Raw genomic sequence first — 19,026 nt, 5'->3', positions numbered from 1 at the left:
CTGGTTCGAATCCAGCTCTCCCGACTGTCTTCCGGGAGATAGCTCAGTGGTAGAGCGCGAGCCTGAAAACGCATGGCCGCACCACTCGGACGCCGGAATCCCTCCCACCCTCAATTCCTGTCGAAATTGCCGCCGAAATTGCCCGGGGCCTCGCGCGCGGACCTTGGCTGACTGTCTTCGGTCACGCTTTTTTCTGGAAATTCTGAGGGGGCTAGGGTTACCCACTACGTCGCATGAATCCGTGAAAGCAGTGGGTAGGGCACCCATAAGTCATTGAAATGCATGGGTATTTTTCCCAAAACTCGTAATTTAAGAATAGGCTACTTAGTGAAATTATCGCGCAACCTTGAAATACGTAACCATCCCGTGGCACTGTGCTTCCTAATCTTTCCGCTTAGGAGGATTACAATGGTGAATCAGCGAGTGCGCGGTGCACTTGGTGTTGCGGCGCTGTCCTTCCTTGTTGGTTGCAATGAGTCCACCCCTGCTCCCGAGGCCAAGCCCCAGGAAACCGCAAGCAAGACCGCGGCCCTGGAGTCCGGGACGAAGATTCTCGCGCGGGATGCTTCCGACGTCCCGACGTTCATCACGGGCAAGCTGAGCCCCATCGCGATTGCGCCCGCGGGCGCGGCGTCCATGCGTGAGGCCGAGCTGGCCCCCGCGGTAGCCGCCGTGGCTCCCCTGTTCCACCTGAACACGGGCGACCTGTTCCTGAAGAAGGCCTACACGGACCTTCAGGGTGACAGCCACTTCCGCTATGGCATCCGGGTCAACAACATCCCCGTGCTGGGCGGCGAGCTGCGCATCCACGCCCGCAATGGCGAGGTCTACGCGGCGAACACCAACACCCGCAGCGACCTGAAGGCCGAGACCAAGGCCGGCGTCGATGTGTCGGTGGCGAAGGCGTCCCTCCAGGCCGACCGTGAGACGCACGAGGGTCTGGTCATCCAGGAGGAGAGCGAGCTCGTCTACTGGCGCGACTCCGACCAGCTCATCCTCGCGTACAAGCTCACCCAGACGGGTGAGAAGCGCGACGGCACGCCGGTTCGCGACGACGTGCTCGTGAACGCGAAGAACGGCGACGTGATGGCCCGCCTGCCGCGCGTCCACACGGCGCTCAACCGCCGCCTGCACAACGGCAACAACACCACCACCCTGCCGGGTGCGCTGGCTCGTTCCGAGGGGCAGCCCGAGCACGCCGACGAGGTCGTCAACACCAACTACGACCACCTGGGCACTGTCTACGACTGCTACCAGGAGCTGTACGGCCGTGACTCCATCGACAACACCGGTGGCGTCCTCATCAGCACCGTGCACCACCGCGTCGCCTACGTGAACGCCTTCTGGGACGGTACCCAGATGGTGTACGGCGATGGCGACGGCGTGAACGCCAGCAACCTGGCGAACTCGCTGGACGTGACGGCGCACGAGCTGACCCACGCCGTGACGGAGCACGAGTCCAACCTCACCTACTCCGGTGAGTCCGGCGGCCTGAACGAGTCCATGTCGGACATCTTCGGCGCGGTGTGCGAGTGGTTCGGCGATGGCAAGGTCGTCAGCAACCGTACGTGGCTGGTGGGCGACGACATCTGGACCCCGTCCATCCCGAACGACGCCCTGCGCTACATGGCGAACCCCACGCAGGACGGCGACTCGCTCGACTACTACCCGGACTACTCCTCCGGCGTGGACGTGCACTACAGCTCCGGTATCCCCAACCTGGCGTTCTACCTGCTCTCGCAGGGTGGCACGCACCCGCGCGCCAAGACGACGACGGTGGTTGCGGGCATCGGCATCGAGAAGGCCGGGCAGATCTTCTACCGCGCCAACCGGGACATCCTCCTGGCCGGCTCCAACTTCGATGCGGCCAAGCTCGCCACCGAGCAGGCCGCGGCGCAGCTGGGCTACACCGCCGCTGAAATCGAGTCGGTGAGCAACGCCTGGAAGGCGACGGGCGTCGGCGTGCCCATCATCGTCGTCTCGGACCCCATCGAGAAGGACGTCCCCATCTCGAACATCTCCGGTGGCCGCGGCGAGAAGAAGTACTGGGATGTCACGGTGCCGGAAGGCGCGTATGACCTGACGTTCACCATCTCCGGTGGCACGGGCGACGCGGACATGTACGTCCGGTACGGCAATGCTCCCACGACGAGCCTGTACGACTGCCGTCCGTACCGCTCGGGCAACGCGGAGAGCTGCCCGTTCCCCACGCCGAACCACGGCAAGTGGTACGTGATGCTCAACGGCTTCAGCCCCTACACGGGCGTGACGCTGACCGTCACCTGGAAGGGTGGCTACGTGCCCGTGCAGAGCGGCGTGGCCGTGAAGAACCTCTCTGGCGCGGCGGGTTCGTCGCGGGTGTTCACCATCCAGGTTCCGGAGCGCAAGCCCGGCACCGGCACCAACAGCCTGTACATCCAGACGGGCGAGGGTGAGGGCAACCCGGACATCTACGTGAAGCTCGCGTCGGCGCCGTCGAAGTTCGACTACGACTGCCGCAGCGTCAAGGAGCACCAGTCCGAGGTGTGCAACCTCATCAACGTGCCGGCCGGCAAGTACTACATCGAGGTCTTCGGCGCCAAGGGTGGCTACGACGGCATCGCGTTCATCGCGTCGCACAAGTAAGCACCTGACGTAACCGGCGCGGCCTTCGGGTCGCGCCGGACCAGGCCCCGGTCGTCCGTTTCCTCACGGACGTCCGGGGCTTTGTCATGTGCGGGGTTCGTCAGAGCGGGCGGACGGCGGGGCCCGGCAGGATTTCGCGCAGGCACCGCTCGATTCCGCCCCGGTGCTTCCATTGCTGGGGGTAGCCGAGCGACACCTCCTCGAAGCGCACTCCATCCCGCCACTGCGTCAGCGGGATGTGGAGGTGGCCGGTGACGACGACTTCCGCCCGGTAGCGCGCGTGCCAGTCCTCGGTGCGCTTGGTGCCGCACCAGATGGAGAAGCGGGGGATGCGCGGCAGGCGCACGTGCTCGTGGCGCAGCGGGTAGTGATTGACGAGCACGGTGGTGCAGCCCGCGGGCAGGGCGTCGAGCCGCGCCTGGGTCGCCTCGACGCGCGCGGCGCACCACGCGGAGCGGGTGGGATAGGGCTCGGGATGCAGCAGCACCTCGTCGGTGCACAGCAGGTCATCCTCCCAGGCCCACTCCAGCGCCTTGTCCTCCGGCACGTGGTCCGGGCGGAACGAGTAGTCGTAGCCCAGGAACATGGGGACGATGACGCGGTGCGGGCCCTCGCCGGGCCAGCGCGGGTAGGGGTCCTCGGGGGTGAGCGCGCCGTGGCTGCGGCACAGCGCCACCAGTCGCTGGTAGCGCGCGTCGCCTTTCAGCGGGGGCTGCTCGGAGGGCAGGGTCCACAGCTCGTGGTTGCCCGGCACCCAGATGACCTGTCGGAAGCGCGCCGTCAGGGTGCGCAGCATGAAGTCCATCTCGGACAGGGTTTCGCCCACGTCGCCGGCGACGATGAGCCAGTCGTCCGGGAAGAAGGGGAGGGTCTGCAGGGCCAGCCGGTTGTCGGCGTGGCGCAGATGCAAGTCGCTGATGGCGTAGAGCTTCATGGCGGAGCGGGGGCCACCTTAACGCGGGTGGCGGAGGCGCGCCGCACCGTGAGGTGTCCCTGTCTCAGGCCGAGCACGTCCAGGGGCGCGCGCCCAGGGCCCGCAGCAGCGCATGCACCTCCGAGGGCGGCGCGGCGCGGTCCATCCAGGTGATGCCCCGGAGACACGGCCTGGCCGGAGGGCGCACCGCGTGGAGCGCGCAGGCCGTACACGGGTGGCGCGCGCGCACCTGCTCCAGCAGGCCCAGTCCATCCCCATCCGGCAGCAGGTCTCCGCTCACCACCACGCGCGGCGGTTCCTCCTGCACGAGCGCGAGCGCTTCCGTCATGTCGCGCGCGAAGCGCTTGTCACCTGGCAGGTCCCTCGCGAGTCGCCGCAGCGCCGCGAGCGCGAGCGGGTCTTCGTCCACGAACAAGAAGGTGAGTACGGGCTTCGCGGTCATCGGTTTCGACGCCGTCACGGTGAGGGGAACGCCTCAGGTCAGGTTCCCATAAGACTACCTGGGAAGTTCTTGGATGCCAACCTCTCAAGTCATATCGACATGGGCGGACCCGGTAGGTTAACGAACATGGAAAAGACCCTCGCATCCCGCCTCGGAGGAGCTGCGCGCCTCGCACGGACTCGCCTGAATCTGACGCAGGCCGACGTCGCGGAGCGCATCGGTATCGCGAGTGAAGTCTACGGGCGACTGGAGCGCGGCCACATGTTGCCGAGCATCCAGACCTTCCGCCGGCTGTGCGTGGTGCTCTCCATCTCCGCGGACGAAGCGCTGGGCCTCAAGCCGACCCAGGAAGTGAAGTGGGCCGCGGAGCCTCCCAGCGAGTATGGCGAGTCCGGTGAGCTGCGCCGCCTGCTGCGTCGGGCCAAGCAGTTGGACCGCAGCGCCATCCGCCTGCTGAGTGTCCTGGCCGCGCAGTTCCGGCCCAAGGGCAACGGCTGACACCCGGCCGTGCGCTACGTGCTGGCGCGCGCGGCCTCCAGCTTCCCCAGCCGCTCACGGAGCTTCTTCGCGGAGGGGAACCCGTGGAAGAGCACCACCTGGGGGTGGGCCTCCAGCGTCTCGCGTTCGGTGGGCTCCTTTGACAGGAGCGCGCGGTCGACTCCGAGCAGGAGTCCTGTGTCCGGTCGTGTGCGCAGCTCCGCGAGCCTGCGTGTCAGGGCGCTCGCGTGCCAGGGGTGAAAGAGCTCCAGCGCGACTTCCTGGCGCGACGCGCGGTGACGGAAGGTCAGGTCCGGCACGCACAGGCTCGCGGCGCCCACGTGTCGGGGAAGCGGCGTCAGGTCCAGCTCCCACGCGTCATCCGCGAAGCTCGCGGACAGCGACATGACTTCCTCCGGCACGTGGCCCAACGCGGCGGGTAGGGGCGAGACGAGCGGGTCCTTGTCGCTCAGGGTCAGCGTGGCCTGCCGGCGCGAAGGCTCCACGGTGGCCTTCAGCTCCCAGCGCTCCAGCACCGGGACGACCGACAGGAACGAGGCGAGCTGCAGGCCGTACTTCTTCTGCATCGCCAACATGGCGCCAGGCCCTTCCACCTCCAGCTCCCAGTCCGGACCATCGCGGCGCACCTCAGCGACGAGGCGGCAGAACTTCAGCCATCGCAGCACCTTGCGCACGCGCAGCAGCTCCGGTGAGCGAGCCCGCAGCGTCAGGCGCCTGGCCGACAGCAGCGGCCCCTGGGCCAGCGCGAGGTTGTAGCGGTCCACGAGCACCTGCGCCGTGGGGGCTTCGCCATCCCAGCCCAGGAGCTTTCGATTCCCAGGCAGGTCCGCGTAGAGCGCGGCCCGTGCGTCCGTCAGGGGCACTCCGAGGGCTTGCTCCAGCCGTGCCTCGTAACCCTCCACGGAGGTGTCGGGGGGCAGCGTGCGCAGGGTTCGGGCGGCCGTCGTGAAGCGCTCCCAGCGGGCTTCGGAGGCGCCGGGCGCGGGCTCTTCGAAGACGAGCCGGTCCAGGACGAGCTTCACCAGTCCGCGCGCGATTTTAGGGCGGGTGAAGGCCCCGGCCGACAGGCCCAGGGTTTCCTCCACGTCGTCACTCGTCTCGCCCCGGGATGACTCCACGGTGGCCAGCAGCTCCGAGGCCAGGGACAGCAGTGCCTCATCGTCGCGCTTCACGAAGGCGGGGCGCAGCACGCCCTTGCTCACGCGGAAGGCGAGCAGCTCACGCGTCAGCATATGCAGCCTCGTGGCAGGACGCGGCGAGCCAGTCCAGCCCCGACGGTGAGTCGCGCGGGCATCAGCACCTCAGGGTTCCTCCTGATAGGCGTCGTGCTGACGTCGCCGCTCGCTGATGCCGCTCTCCGCCGTCTGCGCGGAGCACACCTCGTACAAGAGCGCGCGCTTTCCGGGGCGCTTGCGCAGGATGCGTCCCAGCCGCTGCACATGTTCGCGCACGCTGCCGCTGCCACTGAGCACCACGCCCACGCGCGCCTCGGGCACGTCGACCCCCTCGTTCAGCACGCGTGAGGTGAGCAGTACGGGCAGCTCCCCGGAGGAGAAGGCCGCCAGCAGCGCCTTGCGCTCCGGCACGGGCGTGTGATGCGTGAGGGCGGGAAGCAGCAGCCTTCGCGCCAGCGTGTACACCGTCTCGTTGTCGTCGGTGAAGACGAGCACGCGGTCCTCGCGGTGCTCCAGGAGGATGCGCCACAGCACCTCCTGTTTGCCGCTGGAGGTGAGGGCGATGCGACGCTGCTCGCGGTAGGCGCGATACGCGGCCCGGCCCTCGTCGCTGCGCTGGCTCTGCGCCAGGAAGCGCGCCCACCCATCCGGCGCGGACAGCCGCACGCCCAGCTTGCGCACGAAGTTGAGATAGAGCGCCCGTGCCTCGTCGTAGCGAGCCTTCTCGTCCGCCGTCAGCGGCACCGCCACCTGCTTCACCTCGTAGGGCGCCAGGTACTCGCCCTGAAGCTCGCGGATGTCGGTGCGGTGTACGCGTGGGCCCAGCAGTTCCTCGCACACCCGCTCCCCGCCGTCCGTGCGCTCCAGCGTCGCGGTGAGGCCCAGCCGGTAGGGCGCCAACGAGCCCTCCGCGATGAAGCGGTAGCTCGGCGCCGGCAGGTGGTGACACTCGTCGCAGACCAGCAGGCCGAAGCGGTTGCCGTGGAACTCCGTCTGCATCGCCGCCGAGTCGTACGTCGTCACCGTCAGCGACTGTCGGTCACTCACCCCGCCGCCCAGCATCCCCACCGGCACGGAGAAGTGGCGCGCGAGCACGCCCTGCCACTGCGTCATCAAATCCAGCGTCGGCACCACCACCAGGGTGGGCCGCTTCACGTGGGCGATGGCCAGCACCGCCAGCAGCGTCTTGCCCGCGCCCGTCGGCAGCTCCACCAGGCCCCGTCCCCCTGCCTTCGTCCACGCCTCCAACGCCGCGCTCTGGTGGGGAAACGGCTGGATGGGAACGGTCAGCGCCATCTCGAGCGGCTCGAAGCGCTTCGCCCGGTCGTCGTACCCCACGCCCAGCTCCCGCAGCCGCAGCACCACGTCGCGGTAGTGCCATGCCGGCGCGCGGTACACACCCGTGCGACCATCCTTCTGGAACAGGGCGAGCAGCCGCGCGTCATCCGGCAGCGTGGGAGCCACCAGCGTGCCGCAGTCGAAGTGGAGCTCGCAGGAGCCGTCCATGGGCGCCGATGGGACCTAGCCGGTCAATCCACGTTCCGCCAGCCACATCGCGAAGGCGAGAGGGAAGTCGTGGCCGCGCATGTCTCCTTGCAGGAGGCCCCGCGTTCGGGATACCCACCCGCGCCCATGCGTTTTGTCTCGCTCGTTCCCTTGCTGTGTGGGCTGGCAGTCGTCGCCCAGGGTGGTCTCAACAAGCGCTTCGCCGGCCAGTGGGGCCTGCTGGGCGCGGTGTTGATGAACATGGTGGTTGCGACGGTGGCCACCTTCGCCGTGTACGCGGTGGCGCGCTCCGTGCCCGGCCTGTGGCCCGAGGCCGCCGCACAGGGGCGCTTCTCCGGCTTCACCTTCTGGCACCTGCTGCCCGGGTTGTGCGGCGTCGTCATCGTGGTCGGCATGCCCTGGGCCATTGGCCGCGTGGGCGCCGTGCATTCCGTCCTCCTGCTCATCGCCGCGCAGCTCGCCACCAGCCTTGTCTGGGATGCGATGGTGGAGAACCGTCCCGCCACGCTCGCCCGGGTGCTGGGGTCTGCGGTCGCCTTCTCGGGTGCGGCCATCGCGGTCTGGAAGGGTTAGGTTTCCAGTCAGATGCGTCGCGTCCTCATCGCCAGCCCCCATGTCGCTTCGCGCGAGCTGCTGCGCCGCGTCCTCGCGGTCGACGATGAGAGCCTGGCCATCTCCGCCACCGGCGACACCGACGACGCGCTCGCGTCCATCACCTCGTCACCACCCGCGCTCGTGGTGGTGGACCTGCGCAGGCAGGACGAGGACCACCCGCTCTTCCTCGGGCTCTTGCGCAAGCGCTACCCGACGCAGCCGGTCATCGCGCTGGTGCCGGGCCGCATGCGCGTCTTCGACGGCAGCCACGAGCGCGTCATCGACGCCCCGGGTGACACCACCGAATCCCTCCACCACCTCCTCGATGCGCTGAGGACCGCGGTCCGGGACCTGGTCGCCCAGGAAGTGTTGAGGGTGCTGCGCCCGCCGGTGGGACGGGCCTGAAGCCTCACAGGCGCAGGCGGTAGCCCAGGCCTCCCGCGAGGAAGCCTCCGACATTCACATCGCCCGTGGTGACGAAGTCCAGCGGGGCCAGGTGGTAGTGCGTTTCGAAGAAGAGGCCGCCGGGGCCCAGTGGAAGCTCCAGCCCCGCGAGCGCTTGCAGGCCCAGGCCGCCACCGCTCTCCGACGCGGTGGCGCCGAAGAGGTCGGACGTGGCGCGGTGCAGGTACAGCCCGGGGCCACCTCCCACGTACGGCGTCAGCGGACCCAGGGCCCGTTCGAAGCGGAAGACCGCCGACAGCAGGAAGGCGACCTCGCGCACCGCGAGCGTGTAGCGGCCATCCGGAGGCGGCGCGCCGAAGCCCCCCAGTTGTGAGTCCGTGAGCGCACCGGAGGCCTGCGGCCGGTGGTAGTTCACCTCCAGCACCACCGCGAGCCGTCGCTTCAAGAGCGGCGTGACGTAGCCCAGCTCCAGGCCCAGGTAGAGGTCTCCCCCCAGCGGCGCGGTGGACTTGAAGAAGCCCACCTTCGGCGCCAGCAGCACGCGGCCTCCTCCGACACCTTCCGTCGAGGCGGCGGACTTCGAGCCGGAAGCGGCGAGCGCGGTGAGCGCGACGAGCACGAGTGCGTTCATGGCAGGAGGGCTCCAGGCAGGGGAGGGGCCCCGTCGTCGGAGGTGCGCGTCGCGGTCGGCTCGGCCACCACGGTGAAGCCCTCCGACGCGGGCACCGCTCCCACCGCGCCGCTCGGGTCGATGACCTCGAGCGCATAGGGCCCGCCGGGGGCGAGGCCGTTGGGGCACTTGGGGTCGCTGACAGGCTCCTCGAAGCCCGAGCACGTGGGCAGCTCCGCGGTGACCTCGTTGGCCGACACCCGCGTCACCGCGCGCAGCGGAATGCGCTGCAACACGGAGGGGGCTGTCTTCAAGGACGCCAGCACGAAGAGCTCCGGCGCGTCCGTGAAGCCGCGCTGGTCGCCCGTGGGGGCATTGAAGAGGCGGATGGCGGTGTTGCTCAGCTCGCCGCCGGACCTGGGCGTCAGCGTGAGTGCCCCCAGGTGGGGATAGCGGAGGTCGACCGCGCCAGGAGCGATGTCCGCGCAGCCCTCAGGCTGGGTGACCACCAGGTCATAGAGGCCCTCGGGAGTGCCCGGCGGAATCTCCGACTCGATGCGCGTCGTCGAGGCGACGGTGACGAAGAAGAGCGGCAGGTCGGTCTCGCCCTCGCGGCGCAGGACGATGATGGGGGACGAGCCTGGCTGGAAGTCGCTGCCCTCGATGACGATGGGATTGGTGCCCGTGGCCGTGTACCCATCCACCGGAGGCACCACGCGAGTCACCGTGGGAGGCGGCACCACCCTCACCGCGTCCGGCAGCGAGCCGGTGCCGCCCAGGGGATTGGCGACCTCCACTTCATAGGTGCCCGGGGCGAGCTCCACCGGAGGCGTGCTGTCGCGCGTGGGAACGTTGAGCACGAGCAGCTCCGGACGCACGTAGAAGACCTGGCTCCGCGTCAGCGTGTACGTGGATGGCCCTCGCAGCGTCACCACGGGCAGCTCCACCGTCGGCGTGTCCGTGAGCGCCTCGCCGGGGACGGGCGTGAAGCGCTTGCCCACCACTTCCAGGCTCCAGCCTGTCTGCCCGCCCTGCGCGTTGCAGACCTGGGGAAGCTCGCTGACGCGGGCGCGGGGGTTGACGATGCGCTCCACCGCGGGCGAGGGCCCCTCCGTCGTGCGTGAGCACGCGCTGAGGGCGAGCAGGGCCGTGGTGACGACTTGCAGGCGCAAAGCGATTCCTCCCCTTCGGCAAACAACGCGCATGCACGTTAGGCCGCCCACCCTGGAGGCCCGGAGATTTTTCCGGTTCCGACCGGTGGCCTCATCCCCAAGGACGATGGCCTCCCCGCAACCGCGCGTACTCACTGGCTTCGAGCGCCCCGCAGGCGTCGGCACGGCGAATGCTATGGGTTCAGGCAGCGGGGGAAGACGCGGTCCGGTGGGGGGCGATGGGGGCGGGGACGCGTCGTGCAAGGGGTCGGGCGGGGACAAGTCGGTGCCTGGAGTGGGGAGGCAAGGCTCGTCAGTGGGTCGGAGCAGGACGGGGGCCGGTGAGGGGGCGTGGTTGCGACAGGCGCGGCGGGGCTTCGGGACTCGCGAGCGGTGGCGCAGGTGGATGGGGGACGGGCGGCGGGAAGGGCGAGCCGGGCTCTGGTGGAAGCGGGGGTTTCCACCGGAGCCTGATTCACCTCGGGGATGGGGGCCACGACGGGGTGGCACGCGCGAAGGCGTCGTCGCGCGGTGGAGGGCGGGGCAGGGTGGTGCCAGGGGGACGTCACCTGGGAGGGCAAGGGGCCGCCGGAGCTGTCCGGTGGGTGTTGGTTGGCGATGACGGGGACCGCGGAGCGTCGCGGCGGGCTGGGGTGGGGACTCGACGCATGGGGATGCTGTCCACGTTGACCGCGCTGTTGTTCGTGCTCGTGGCGCGCGTGGCGCTGGCGGCGGATGGGGTGGAGGTGCGCCGGAGGGCGGCACAGGACCCCGAGCGGCTGGCGCCTTTTGGTTTGATGCTGGATGCGGGCGTGACGGAGGGCGCGGGCCTGTCCATCTCGTTCCGTCCCACGCACGCGGTGCGGCTGCACCTGGGGGCCACGCACAATGGCGTCCGTGCTGGCGCGCGCGCGGGGCTCACGCTGCTTCCCATGCGCGGCAGGCTTTCGCCGGCCTTCACGCTGGACGTCGGTCATGCGCAGCCCGCGGACGTGCAGGGTCTGGAGCGCAGGCTCGCGGACCTGTCCCTGCCGCCCCTGCCATCGATGGAGCGCGTGGGCTACAGCTACGCCAGCGCGCTCGTGGGGCTGGAGCTGAACATGCCCGGGCGCATCACCTTCTTCCTGCGCGGCGGCGTCAGCTTCATGGAGCTGTACGGTCCCAGCATGAAGGACCTGGACGAGTCGCTTCGCGGCTCGGTGGGTCCTGGGGAAGAGCGCTCGTGGATGCTGCGCACCGTGCGGCCCACGGCGAAGCTGGGCTTCCTGTTGTCCTTCGGCTGAACCGCGCTTCGGTTCTCGGGGGCTTGCTTCACTGCCGATGGCAGTGGGGGCAGGCATTGAAGCCCCTGGCATCTCCATACTGCAGGGCCATGAGGCCCTCTTCACTCTGGAAGGTGTAGCGGACCAGGCTCATCTTCGGGCAGTTACCAACGTGGTAGACGAGCGCCTTGGGAACCTTGCCCGGAGGCCGCACGGTGCGCTGCTTGGTGCGCGTCAGATGCACCCTCATCATCTCCACGGTGGTGTAGGGCTGCCCGCCATCCATGAGCGGAAACGAGGGCTGAGTGTTTGTCTGCGCCCGCGGCGCCGGGTGCTCCACCCTCCTCTTCTTCTCCACCGGATTCGTCGTGTGTTGCTTGGAAGGTTGCTTCCCGAAGATGTTGGGTGGGCCGTTCAGGCCCTCCAGGGGCCGCTTCCGATTCGTGGGCGTCGCTGAATGTGAGGTGACGGGAGAGAGCTCTTTGGTGAGGTCGATAACGATGGTCGAGGGTTGCCACACAGGAGGAGTCCCCCTCGGAGGCTGGAAGGCCTCCTCCTCGTCCTTGGTGACGTCGACGAGGATGACCGAGGCCTTTTTCTTCTCCTCTTGCTCCGGCCGGGAGCTGAAGCGCGGAATGCCCTGGCTCGGCGCAGGCTGGGGGAAGACCGAGAGGAAGGAGAAGGGCCCGTTGTTGAGGTCGCTCGGTGAAGGGATGATGCTCGGCTGAGGTGGGGGCGACGGGAACTCGAACGGGAGCATTTCAGCGTCGTCCTCACGCAGGTTGGTCGCGTGCAGGAATGCGGGCGCGGTGAAGTGTTGGAGTTTGCCTTCGTCCCAGTTCGACGTGCTTCGGGTCGAAGTCACCGTGCGCTGGGGCTGAGGCTCACGAAGGCCCATATGGGTCAGCCATTGAGACAGATACCGGGACAACTGACTCAGATTCTGGCGGACTTCGAAGAGATCGGTGTCGTCGAACTCCCGGTCGAGGTACTTGCGCAGCTTGAGCTTCAATGCCTCCCAGGCCTGCTCGATGAGAACGGGGCCCGGGTAGTACCCTTTCTCGTCGAAGACAATCTTCTCCTGGCCTTTTCTTCCCAAAAGATAGACGAGCCGTGAGTGGACCTCCTGCTCGCCGGCCTTGCTGAAGCTCTTCTCCAACTCGTCGGGCATGTAGCGCGATGAAGTCGGGGCGAATGATTTGGGCAGTCGAACGGCCTTGGGTTTCCCACCCGAATACTTCTCTGTCGAGTTCAGATAGAGCTGGGCGTTCTTCTCGTCGAGCACCGTCCGCCCCCCCGAGTAATGGGTGTCGTGTTCGCCATAGACGACCTGGAGTTCATGTCCCTGCTCAATCAACCTCGCGATGAGCCCCGCACACATGTGGCAGGGCTGGAGCGTGGTGTAGAGGATCGCGAACCCGTCCGGGAGTTGCTGGTGTCGCCCGAGGTAGGCGTGCAACAGATTGACCTCGGCATGAAAGCAGGCGTTGTCGTAGGCGGTGTTGACGGACCACGAGAGAATCTTTCCCGTGCCATCCACCAGGACCGCGCCCACGCTCTGGCCCTTGCCCTCTTGCGCGAAGCCGGACAGGCCCTGGAGGAGCTCCCCGCGGTGATGGAGGAGGCTGAACGCCAGCATCATGTAGAAGCGATGCGCGCGGATCGCGGTCGCATCCCATGCGCCCGGCTTTCGAAGGTTGAGCGAGGGGCCCACGATGCTGTCTGGAGCCGGAGCTCTGAAGCGCCCCAGGGGCTGGTAGTTCGTGATGCCTGCCCTCTCCATCGTGGACAGTTTGCGCGGCTCGGCCTTCAGGAAGTTGATGAGGGTCCAGTCGCTCCCCGCCATGGGGAATGCAATGAGCAGATAACGCGTCACATCTCCCTCGAGGAGTTTGACTTCCTCCGCCGCGCGCTTGAGGAACTTCAAGGTCCCCATCTCCCAGCGCGTCTGCCTGTAACCTGACGGCACGTGGATGCGGGTGAGTCCGCCTCGAAAGGCCATCTGCAGGGCGACGATGGGAGGGACGGGCAGGTTGCCCTCGATTCCAGTCGAGTAGCAGACCAGGGCGTCATACCTCTTGAGCTTGTATGTCAAAGGGCCGTCGATGACGCAAAACGCGAAGCGAGCCATTCCGGTCAGCTCCGCGATGCGGTGGGCGAGTGCTTGATGGCTCATGGAGCTTTGCGAGCAGCAAAGCCCATACCAGGGCCCCGACGGGTCAGCGGATGAGCGGCGGGCGTGGGCGACTGTTGGAGCGGGGGCCACGTGTCCCGTCAGGACGCATCTGCGTCCTGACGGGACGTCGCGGGCGGCGCGAGGGCGGCACGCGCTCAGCGGAACGTCGCGAAGTACTCCAGCACCTGGTCTTCGGCCCAGAAGCGGGGGCGGTGCGCGCGGCCGGCGACGAAGCCCACGTGTCCGCCGTGCTCGGTCAACACCACGCTCAAGCGCGGATTGTCCTTCGCGTTGGGCGGGATGACGGGGGCCTCCAGCATCGGGTCATCCGCGGCGCTGATGAGCAGCGTGGGCTTGCGGATGGCGTGCAGCTTCGGGCCCGCGGAGGACTCGGCGTAGTAGTGCTCGGCGCTGTCAAAGCCGTGCAGCGGCGCGGTGACGGCATGGTCGAACGCCCGCACCGTGCGCGCCGCTTCCATGGCGCGGCCGTCGAAGGCCTTGGGGAAGCGCTTGAGCTTCGCGCGCGCCTTGCCCTTCAACGTCCGCAAGAAGCGCTCCCGGTACACCAGGTGGATGGGCCCGGGGCCATCCAGCTTCTTGCAACAAGCGTCCAAATCATACGGCGCGCTGACGGAAGCCGCGGCCTTCACGGGTGCGTCCTCGCCCTGGTCCTCCAGGAGCCGGCACAGCACGTTGGCACCCAGGGAGAAGCCCACGGCGAACAGCGGCCCGGTGGCGCGCTCGCCCAAGTCGCGCAAGAGGCCGAGCGCGTCGTCGATGTGGCCCGAGTGGTACGTGCGCGCGAGCCGATTGGGCTCACCGCTGCACGAGCGGAAGTTGAGCGCGGTGGCGCCCCAGCCTCGCTCCGCGGCGCCCCGGAGGATGGCGGTGATGTAGCCGGCCCGGGACGAGCTCTCCAGGCCGTGCAGCGCCACCACGTGCGGCGCGCCGGCGGGGCCGTCGAAGGTGTCCAGGTCGACGAAGTCCCCGTCGGGCAGTTCGCGCCGCTCCCGCCTCAGCGGAGGGACATGACGGGGACGCACGAGGTTCGCGTAGATGGTCTGCGCATGCTCGTTCGTCAGGCCCGGTGCGGCGACGAAGGGCTCGGTCGGCTGGAAGTTCACGACTCCGGGATAGCCCCCTGAGGGGGACGGGGACAAGGGTCCGTGTCGGCCCGTCAGCGGGGTCGTTCTCCACCGGGCGCTTGGGTGGGTGACTCGGGCCCCGCTGGCGGCGACTGGAGTCGGGCCCGCTTCATGGACGCACAGCCCCGCGCCTTCACGGCCTTCGCCTCGTCCGTGAGGTCGAAGAGGGCCAGGTACTTGCCCACGCGCTCCTCCAGCGTGGGGGCCTCGATGACCTGGCAGACCTCATCTGCCTGGTAGTCGCGGCAGATTCTCGGCCGGTTCTCGTACATGGAGCAGAGGTTGTCCTGGGTGAGGTGCGGACAGCGCAGCCCCAGCGGCTTGTCGAGCGCGGCGATGTCCGGAGCCACGCAGCAGGCGCCACAACGGGTGCATTCCATGAGGGAGGTCCTTCCGTGACTCAGCGTGGGACGACCTGCTTCAAATCCCCCGAGTTCGTCACCGTGACGACGACACCCTGGCCCTTCTTCCACCTCAGGAAATCCCGCTCCGTCTTCGGCATGAGCACGGTCTCCTTCACGCCGTCATCCTCGTAGCGGATGTGCACGGTGTACTCCTCCGAGCGGTGCTGTCGGTCCGTGGCGCCTGGCTGGAGCGTGGGCCACGCGGGGTTGCCGTCCTGCCCCGTCGCCTCGCGGCGGTCCACGGGCTTCCACTCATACGTGTCATACGCGCACTGGCGCGCGTAGACGGGCTCGTTGCGGTAGCGCGTCTCGTTCTGACAGTCCTCGTAGCGCTCGTTGCAGTACTTCGTGATGTCCTCGCAGACCTCTTCGACGAAGCCGTTGCCCTTGTCCCGGCGGCGGCACTTCTCCTCGGTACCACACGCCACCCGGCGCGTCTTGGAGCGGCACACCCGCTCTGTTCCGTCCGCCACCTTTCGAGTGCCTCGCTGACGCTCCACGCAGTCCCGCACGTTGTCCACGCCCGCCACCTCACCCGCGCCGTTGACGGGCATCCGCGCGCTGCTCCGCCGCAGCTCATCCGCCCAGCCTGTTTTCTGCACGGCGGTGAAGCGCTCCTGCGTCACGGCGACCTTCCACGACGTGCCGGTGATTTCCCCGGGGAAGTCGTGCGGGGTCCGGGCCCACATGGCGTACAGGCCCGAGCTGAAGCAGCACGAGAACAGCACGCCCAGCCACAGCCACTTCTTCGTGAAGCGCGGCTTCGTCTCCGGCGGTGGCGCGGCGGGAGGCTTCCTCTCGGGCGTGTCGAACGCCTGGAGCGGCGCGGCCTTCGCGTCCGCCGAGCGCTCCGCGCCGCAGTGCTTGCACCGGGGCTGGTCCCCTCGATTCGCGGCGCCACAGAAGGCGCAGAACCAGTCCTCGCCCGCGCCCGCCAGCTCCAGCGCCTTGTCGTCCGTCACCCCTTCGCGAAGGGACTTGCCGCTCTGCGCGTCCACGTCGCCGAAGTCGAAGTCCGACTCGTCGCCCGACAGCTCGCGGGGGTTGTTGCAGGTCGGGCAGCGCTTGTGCCGGGCCAGGATGTCCTTGGCGTCGCACGACGTGCAGTTCCAGGTGCCCTCGATGATGCGCGTGCGCTTGGCCATGCGCGCATCCTATCCGGGCGTCACACCCAGAGCGCGCGGGAGAACGCCACGCGCTCGGCGGGTGGCAGGCCAGGACGCAGGGGCCGCATCATGGGGAGCGAGCCATCTCGCGCCACGCGGAGGGCGCCGGGCACCCGCGCCACCCAGGGCAGGGTGGCGGGCTCCTCCCAGATGACCACGCGAGCCAGTCCCGCCCGGTGGGCCACGCCTCGCGCGGCTTCCAGCAGGGCGACGGCGTCCTTCACCGACTCCGCGTCGAGCAGCAGCACCACCAGCTCGCCATACCGGGCCATCATCGCCCACAGCGCGGAGGAGTTGCCCACCATCGCGCCGCACGCCTCCGGGCGGGGCCGGTGCAGGAGCTCCGAGTAGATGCGCTCCCGCTCCAGATGCCAGTCCATCTGCGCGGCGCTCGGCCAGAGGAGGAAGGGCACGTCCGGACGCTGGGTCCTCGCCACGACTCCGGGCACGTCGCCGTCACACAGGAGCGCGTCCACCGCGTGCGTGGACAGGCCGCCGACTGCGGACAGCTGCCAGTCCCACGCGGGTGCCTCGAGATAGCCGGAGCGGCGGTAGAGCGCGGGGCCCACGTCGGAGAAGAGGAGGGCGGCGTGGTGGTTGGGAGACTCGTGCTCCAGTCGGGCGGCGACCTCGTCCATCAACCGCGTCGCATGCCCGTGGCCCCGCAGCGCGGACTCGGTGAAGACGCTGGCGATGGCCTGGCTGACGCCACGCGTGGCCACGCCGTCGAGGCCTCGCAGGTAGCTGTCCGTGTGGAACGTCTCGCACGAGGCCAGCACCTGGCCCGCGTCGTCGAGCCACAGCCAGGTGCGCATCCCCTCCCGACACCAGGGGTGGGCGCGCAGTCGCAGCTCTCGCTGGTGGAACTGCTCCACGGAGAGCGGCGAGCCCCAGGCGGCGTGGGTGACGCGGTCCCGTTCGGCTTTCTGCGCATCGGTGGCGAGGGCCAGGTGCATGTCACGCCAACGTAGCGCCACCCAGGCGTCCGGCGCATCCACCCGGAAGGCTTACAGGTGCGTGGTGTATGGGAATCGGACGTGGAGCTGGAGGTACGCCTGGCCCACATGGAAGATGCCGTCGCGCACCCGGTCCGGCAGGCCCAGGCTCCCCAGCGCCTGGGGAACGTAGAGCGCGGACTCCCAGCCCAGGCTGATGAGGAAGTTCTTGGAGAATTGCAGCTCCAGGTCCACGCCCAGCTCGGCGCCCGGCCGCAGGAAGTGCGTATTCGCCAGCGTGTCCGAGTACAGATACGCATACGTCAGCAAGAGGCCGCCTCCCACGGAGAACCGCACCGGCCCCGAGCTCAATGGCAGGCCCAGTCCCAGGGGCTTCCAGGTGACGCCATACATGCCGGTGTTCTTCAGCTTGGGGGAGATGATGAACGAGTCGGGGATGAAGATGGACGGGGAGATGCGGACCTCGTCCACGCTCTTCGCGTACTTGCGATAGCGCGTGGGAATGGCGCGCTGGTTCTTCTTCAGCCAGTCCTTGTCCAGCACCGCCTCAACGGAGAGCTTCACACCGGTGTGGATGGGCTGGTCGTCGAAGACGGGCCCGAAGAACATGTACGCGGCGGGCCCCACGCCCACGTCCACGGGGACGGTGACGCGCTGGGCGGCGGCCAGTGCGGGCAGAAGCAGCGTGCACAGCAGCGCGACTCGGGCGGTGCTCATGAAATGCGAATCTCCTGGGTGTAGCGGGCCCCCCCTGGAATTAAGCACAACCACGACAATCAACCATTGCCGCACGCTGCGTGTTTGAAGCAGGAAGGGAGCCGCGCCGGCCCCGGGGGCGGCAAAGGACGCATGGTGCTCTCCGGGACTCTGTCCGCCGGCACCGCGAAGACCTTGGAGAACCGATGCTTTCCGCAGCCCTCTTGATTGCCACGTCCCTGCAGGCCCAGACGCCCGCGCCGACTGCTCCCGCCCAGGAGCCCGCCCCGCAGGCCGCCCCGGTCGCCGCCACGCCGGAGGAGCGCATCGCCGCCGCCGCCGAGCGCGCCGCCGCCGCCGCCGAGCGCGCCGCCGAGGCCAGTGCCCGCGCCGCCGAGGCCGCCGAGCGCGCCGCTGGCATCGCCGCCGGCGCCACGCCCGCGAAGCCGGCTGATGCTGATGCAGCCGCCGCAGCCGCGGCCGCCGCGAAGAAGAAGGAGGAGTGGGACATCGTCGTGGGCCTGGGCCTCATCTCCCTGACGGGCAACGCCTCCACCCTGACGTTCAGCGGTCTGGCCAGCGCGTCGCGCACCACCGAGCACTGGATTTATGGCGTGAAGGCCTTCGGCAACTATGGCCGCAGCCGTCCGCCGGAGGTGTCGGGGGAGGAGGCGGAGTCGCAGCTGGTGGCCCTCAACGCGGGCGTGGAGCTGCGCGGGGACCGGCGCTTCACGAAGATGCTCAGCGGCTACCTGCTGGCGGGCGCGCTGACGGACCACGTGGGCAGCGTCGAGTCGCGGACCTCCGGCGAAGGCGGTCTTGGCGTCCTCTGGTGGGACGAGAAGTCGAAGGACGAGCGCGAGTCCTACCTGCGCACGGACCTCGCCTTCCGCTACGCGCGCGAGACGCGCTTCCAGTACTACCCGTCGCGGATGGACCTGCCGGACGTGGACCTGGGCGGCCCGCGCTTCGGCGTGGCCTTCCGCTACGGCATCACCAAGGAAGTCCTCCTGAAGGAGGACGCCGAGGTGCTGCTGAGCGTCATCGGTGACTCCCGCGTGCTGGCCAACAGCCAGACGCAGCTCTCCGTGGGCCTGACCGAGTCGCTGTCCCTGGGCGTCAGCTTCATGGTGAAGCACGACAGCAAGCCGCCCGAAGGCAAGGTGTCCACGGACACCGCGCTGGCCTTCAACCTGGAAGTGGCGCTGTAACCGGACAAAAGCAACGCGGCGCCGGGGAAGTCTCCCTCGGCGCCGCGCGGTTGAAGCAGGGGCCTTTTGA

The 19,026-nt window shown here is 68.6% G+C and carries 18 protein-coding genes; 6 read left to right on the top strand and 12 right to left on the bottom strand.

Features of this window, described 5'->3' with window-relative positions; all coding sequences use genetic code 11:
- Nucleotides 1-408 precede the first annotated feature (408 nt).
- Nucleotides 409-2,625: a M4 family metallopeptidase gene (locus HUA74_RS32595; protein ID WP_174457641.1), complete on the top strand. Its 2,217-nt coding sequence runs from the start codon at nt 409-411 to the stop codon at nt 2,623-2,625.
- A gap of 100 nt (nt 2,626-2,725) precedes the next feature.
- Here HUA74_RS32595 and HUA74_RS32590 read toward each other — a convergent pair whose 3' ends face one another.
- Complete coding sequence (locus HUA74_RS32590) at nt 2,726-3,559, bottom strand: metallophosphoesterase (protein ID WP_141645996.1); 834 nt, start codon at nt 3,557-3,559, stop codon at nt 2,726-2,728.
- Between the two features lie 64 nt (nt 3,560-3,623).
- A complete protein-coding gene (locus HUA74_RS32585; RefSeq protein ID WP_246137506.1) occupies nt 3,624-4,019 on the bottom strand; it encodes a response regulator in 396 nt (131 codons plus the stop codon).
- 108 nt (nt 4,020-4,127) lie between these two features.
- On the opposite strand from HUA74_RS32585, the gene HUA74_RS32580 reads away from it, so the two are divergent.
- Nucleotides 4,128-4,499 carry a helix-turn-helix transcriptional regulator gene (locus tag HUA74_RS32580; RefSeq protein ID WP_174457640.1) on the top strand — a complete coding sequence of 124 codons (372 nt, stop codon included), beginning with the start codon at nt 4,128-4,130 and terminating at the stop codon, nt 4,497-4,499.
- A gap of 14 nt (nt 4,500-4,513) precedes the next feature.
- Here HUA74_RS32580 and HUA74_RS32575 read toward each other — a convergent pair whose 3' ends face one another.
- Together HUA74_RS32575 and HUA74_RS32570 are read right to left on the bottom strand one after the other, a co-directional pair.
- Nucleotides 4,514-5,731 (bottom strand): DUF790 family protein, encoded by a 1,218-nt coding sequence (locus HUA74_RS32575; protein ID WP_174457639.1) that lies wholly within the window; start codon nt 5,729-5,731, stop codon nt 4,514-4,516.
- A gap of 69 nt (nt 5,732-5,800) precedes the next feature.
- Nucleotides 5,801-7,180 (bottom strand): DEAD/DEAH box helicase family protein, encoded by a 1,380-nt coding sequence (locus tag HUA74_RS32570; protein ID WP_174457638.1) that lies wholly within the window; start codon nt 7,178-7,180, stop codon nt 5,801-5,803.
- A gap of 126 nt (nt 7,181-7,306) precedes the next feature.
- Here HUA74_RS32570 and HUA74_RS32565 point away from each other — a divergent pair, with 126 nt between their 5' ends.
- On the top strand, nt 7,307-7,753 hold the full coding sequence (locus HUA74_RS32565; RefSeq protein WP_141646000.1) for a DMT family transporter: 447 nt from the start codon (nt 7,307-7,309) through the stop codon (nt 7,751-7,753).
- Nucleotides 7,754-7,765: 12 nt separating this feature from the next.
- Entirely contained in the window at nt 7,766-8,179 is a 414-nt protein-coding gene (locus HUA74_RS32560; RefSeq protein WP_141646001.1) for a DNA-binding response regulator, read from the top strand.
- Nucleotides 8,180-8,183: 4 nt separating this feature from the next.
- On the opposite strand, the gene HUA74_RS32555 is transcribed toward HUA74_RS32560, so the two are convergent.
- Both HUA74_RS32555 and HUA74_RS32550 read right to left on the bottom strand, forming a co-directional pair.
- A complete protein-coding gene (locus tag HUA74_RS32555) occupies nt 8,184-8,810 on the bottom strand; it encodes a hypothetical protein (protein WP_141646002.1) in 627 nt (208 codons plus the stop codon).
- Nucleotides 8,807-9,961 (bottom strand): hypothetical protein, encoded by a 1,155-nt coding sequence (locus tag HUA74_RS32550; RefSeq protein WP_174457637.1) that lies wholly within the window; start codon nt 9,959-9,961, stop codon nt 8,807-8,809. Before HUA74_RS32550 ends, HUA74_RS32555 begins: the two co-directional genes overlap by 4 nt.
- A gap of 647 nt (nt 9,962-10,608) precedes the next feature.
- Here HUA74_RS32550 and HUA74_RS32545 point away from each other — a divergent pair.
- On the top strand, nt 10,609-11,223 hold the full coding sequence (locus tag HUA74_RS32545; protein ID WP_141646873.1) for a hypothetical protein: 615 nt from the start codon (nt 10,609-10,611) through the stop codon (nt 11,221-11,223).
- A gap of 28 nt (nt 11,224-11,251) precedes the next feature.
- Here HUA74_RS32545 and HUA74_RS32540 read toward each other — a convergent pair whose 3' ends face one another.
- The 6 genes from HUA74_RS32540 to HUA74_RS32515 form a co-directional block, all read right to left on the bottom strand.
- On the bottom strand, nt 11,252-13,378 hold the full coding sequence (locus tag HUA74_RS32540; protein ID WP_174457636.1) for a Bd3614 family nucleic acid deaminase: 2,127 nt from the start codon (nt 13,376-13,378) through the stop codon (nt 11,252-11,254).
- Nucleotides 13,379-13,533: 155 nt separating this feature from the next.
- Nucleotides 13,534-14,502: a hydrolase gene (locus HUA74_RS32535; protein ID WP_174457635.1), complete on the bottom strand. Its 969-nt coding sequence runs from the start codon at nt 14,500-14,502 to the stop codon at nt 13,534-13,536.
- A 53-nt stretch (nt 14,503-14,555) separates the two neighbouring features.
- The gene (locus HUA74_RS32530; RefSeq protein WP_174457634.1) at nt 14,556-14,903 is read right to left on the bottom strand and encodes a YkgJ family cysteine cluster protein; all 348 of its coding nucleotides are present in this window, start codon (nt 14,901-14,903) and stop codon (nt 14,556-14,558) included.
- A 20-nt stretch (nt 14,904-14,923) separates the two neighbouring features.
- On the bottom strand, nt 14,924-16,072 hold the full coding sequence (locus tag HUA74_RS32525) for a hypothetical protein (RefSeq protein WP_174457633.1): 1,149 nt from the start codon (nt 16,070-16,072) through the stop codon (nt 14,924-14,926).
- Nucleotides 16,073-16,092: 20 nt separating this feature from the next.
- Nucleotides 16,093-17,049, bottom strand: a complete 957-nt coding sequence (locus HUA74_RS32520; protein ID WP_174457632.1) for a GNAT family N-acetyltransferase — start codon at nt 17,047-17,049, stop codon at nt 16,093-16,095.
- A gap of 51 nt (nt 17,050-17,100) precedes the next feature.
- Complete coding sequence (locus HUA74_RS32515) at nt 17,101-17,766, bottom strand: hypothetical protein (RefSeq protein ID WP_174457631.1); 666 nt, start codon at nt 17,764-17,766, stop codon at nt 17,101-17,103.
- A gap of 185 nt (nt 17,767-17,951) precedes the next feature.
- On the opposite strand from HUA74_RS32515, the gene HUA74_RS32510 reads away from it, so the two are divergent.
- Nucleotides 17,952-18,956, top strand: a complete 1,005-nt coding sequence (locus HUA74_RS32510; RefSeq protein WP_174457630.1) for a DUF481 domain-containing protein — start codon at nt 17,952-17,954, stop codon at nt 18,954-18,956.
- Nucleotides 18,957-19,026: the final 70 nt, after the last annotated feature.

The sequence above is a fragment of the Myxococcus sp. CA051A genome (genome assembly GCF_013336705.1).
Taxonomy (GTDB): domain Bacteria; phylum Myxococcota; class Myxococcia; order Myxococcales; family Myxococcaceae; genus Myxococcus; species Myxococcus llanfairpwllgwyngyllgogerychwyrndrobwllllantysiliogogogochensis.
Note: the sequence above shows the minus strand (reverse complement) of the source record. Positions and strands in the feature narration are given on the sequence as shown.

Bases quoted from the DNA above. Each gene is read 5' to 3' on its own strand.
- HUA74_RS32595 (WP_174457641.1), top strand. From the start codon at position 409: ATGGTGAATCAGCGAGTGCGCGGTGCACTTGGTGTTGCGGCGCTGTCC.
- HUA74_RS32520 (WP_174457632.1), bottom strand. From the start codon at position 17,049: ATGCACCTGGCCCTCGCCACCGATGCGCAGAAAGCCGAACGGGACCGC.
- HUA74_RS32530 (WP_174457634.1), bottom strand. From the start codon at position 14,903: ATGGAATGCACCCGTTGTGGCGCCTGCTGCGTGGCTCCGGACATCGCC.
- HUA74_RS32560 (WP_141646001.1), top strand. From the start codon at position 7,766: ATGCGTCGCGTCCTCATCGCCAGCCCCCATGTCGCTTCGCGCGAGCTG.
- HUA74_RS32555 (WP_141646002.1), bottom strand. From the start codon at position 8,810: ATGAACGCACTCGTGCTCGTCGCGCTCACCGCGCTCGCCGCTTCCGGC.
- HUA74_RS32580 (WP_174457640.1), top strand. From the start codon at position 4,128: ATGGAAAAGACCCTCGCATCCCGCCTCGGAGGAGCTGCGCGCCTCGCA.
- HUA74_RS32545 (WP_141646873.1), top strand. From the start codon at position 10,609: ATGGGGATGCTGTCCACGTTGACCGCGCTGTTGTTCGTGCTCGTGGCG.
- HUA74_RS32590 (WP_141645996.1), bottom strand. From the start codon at position 3,559: ATGAAGCTCTACGCCATCAGCGACTTGCATCTGCGCCACGCCGACAAC.
- HUA74_RS32570 (WP_174457638.1), bottom strand. From the start codon at position 7,180: ATGGACGGCTCCTGCGAGCTCCACTTCGACTGCGGCACGCTGGTGGCT.
- HUA74_RS32515 (WP_174457631.1), bottom strand. From the start codon at position 17,766: ATGAGCACCGCCCGAGTCGCGCTGCTGTGCACGCTGCTTCTGCCCGCA.
- HUA74_RS32565 (WP_141646000.1), top strand. From the start codon at position 7,307: ATGCGTTTTGTCTCGCTCGTTCCCTTGCTGTGTGGGCTGGCAGTCGTC.
- HUA74_RS32540 (WP_174457636.1), bottom strand. From the start codon at position 13,378: ATGAGCCATCAAGCACTCGCCCACCGCATCGCGGAGCTGACCGGAATG.
- HUA74_RS32510 (WP_174457630.1), top strand. From the start codon at position 17,952: ATGCTTTCCGCAGCCCTCTTGATTGCCACGTCCCTGCAGGCCCAGACG.
- HUA74_RS32525 (WP_174457633.1), bottom strand. From the start codon at position 16,072: ATGGCCAAGCGCACGCGCATCATCGAGGGCACCTGGAACTGCACGTCG.
- HUA74_RS32575 (WP_174457639.1), bottom strand. From the start codon at position 5,731: ATGCTGACGCGTGAGCTGCTCGCCTTCCGCGTGAGCAAGGGCGTGCTG.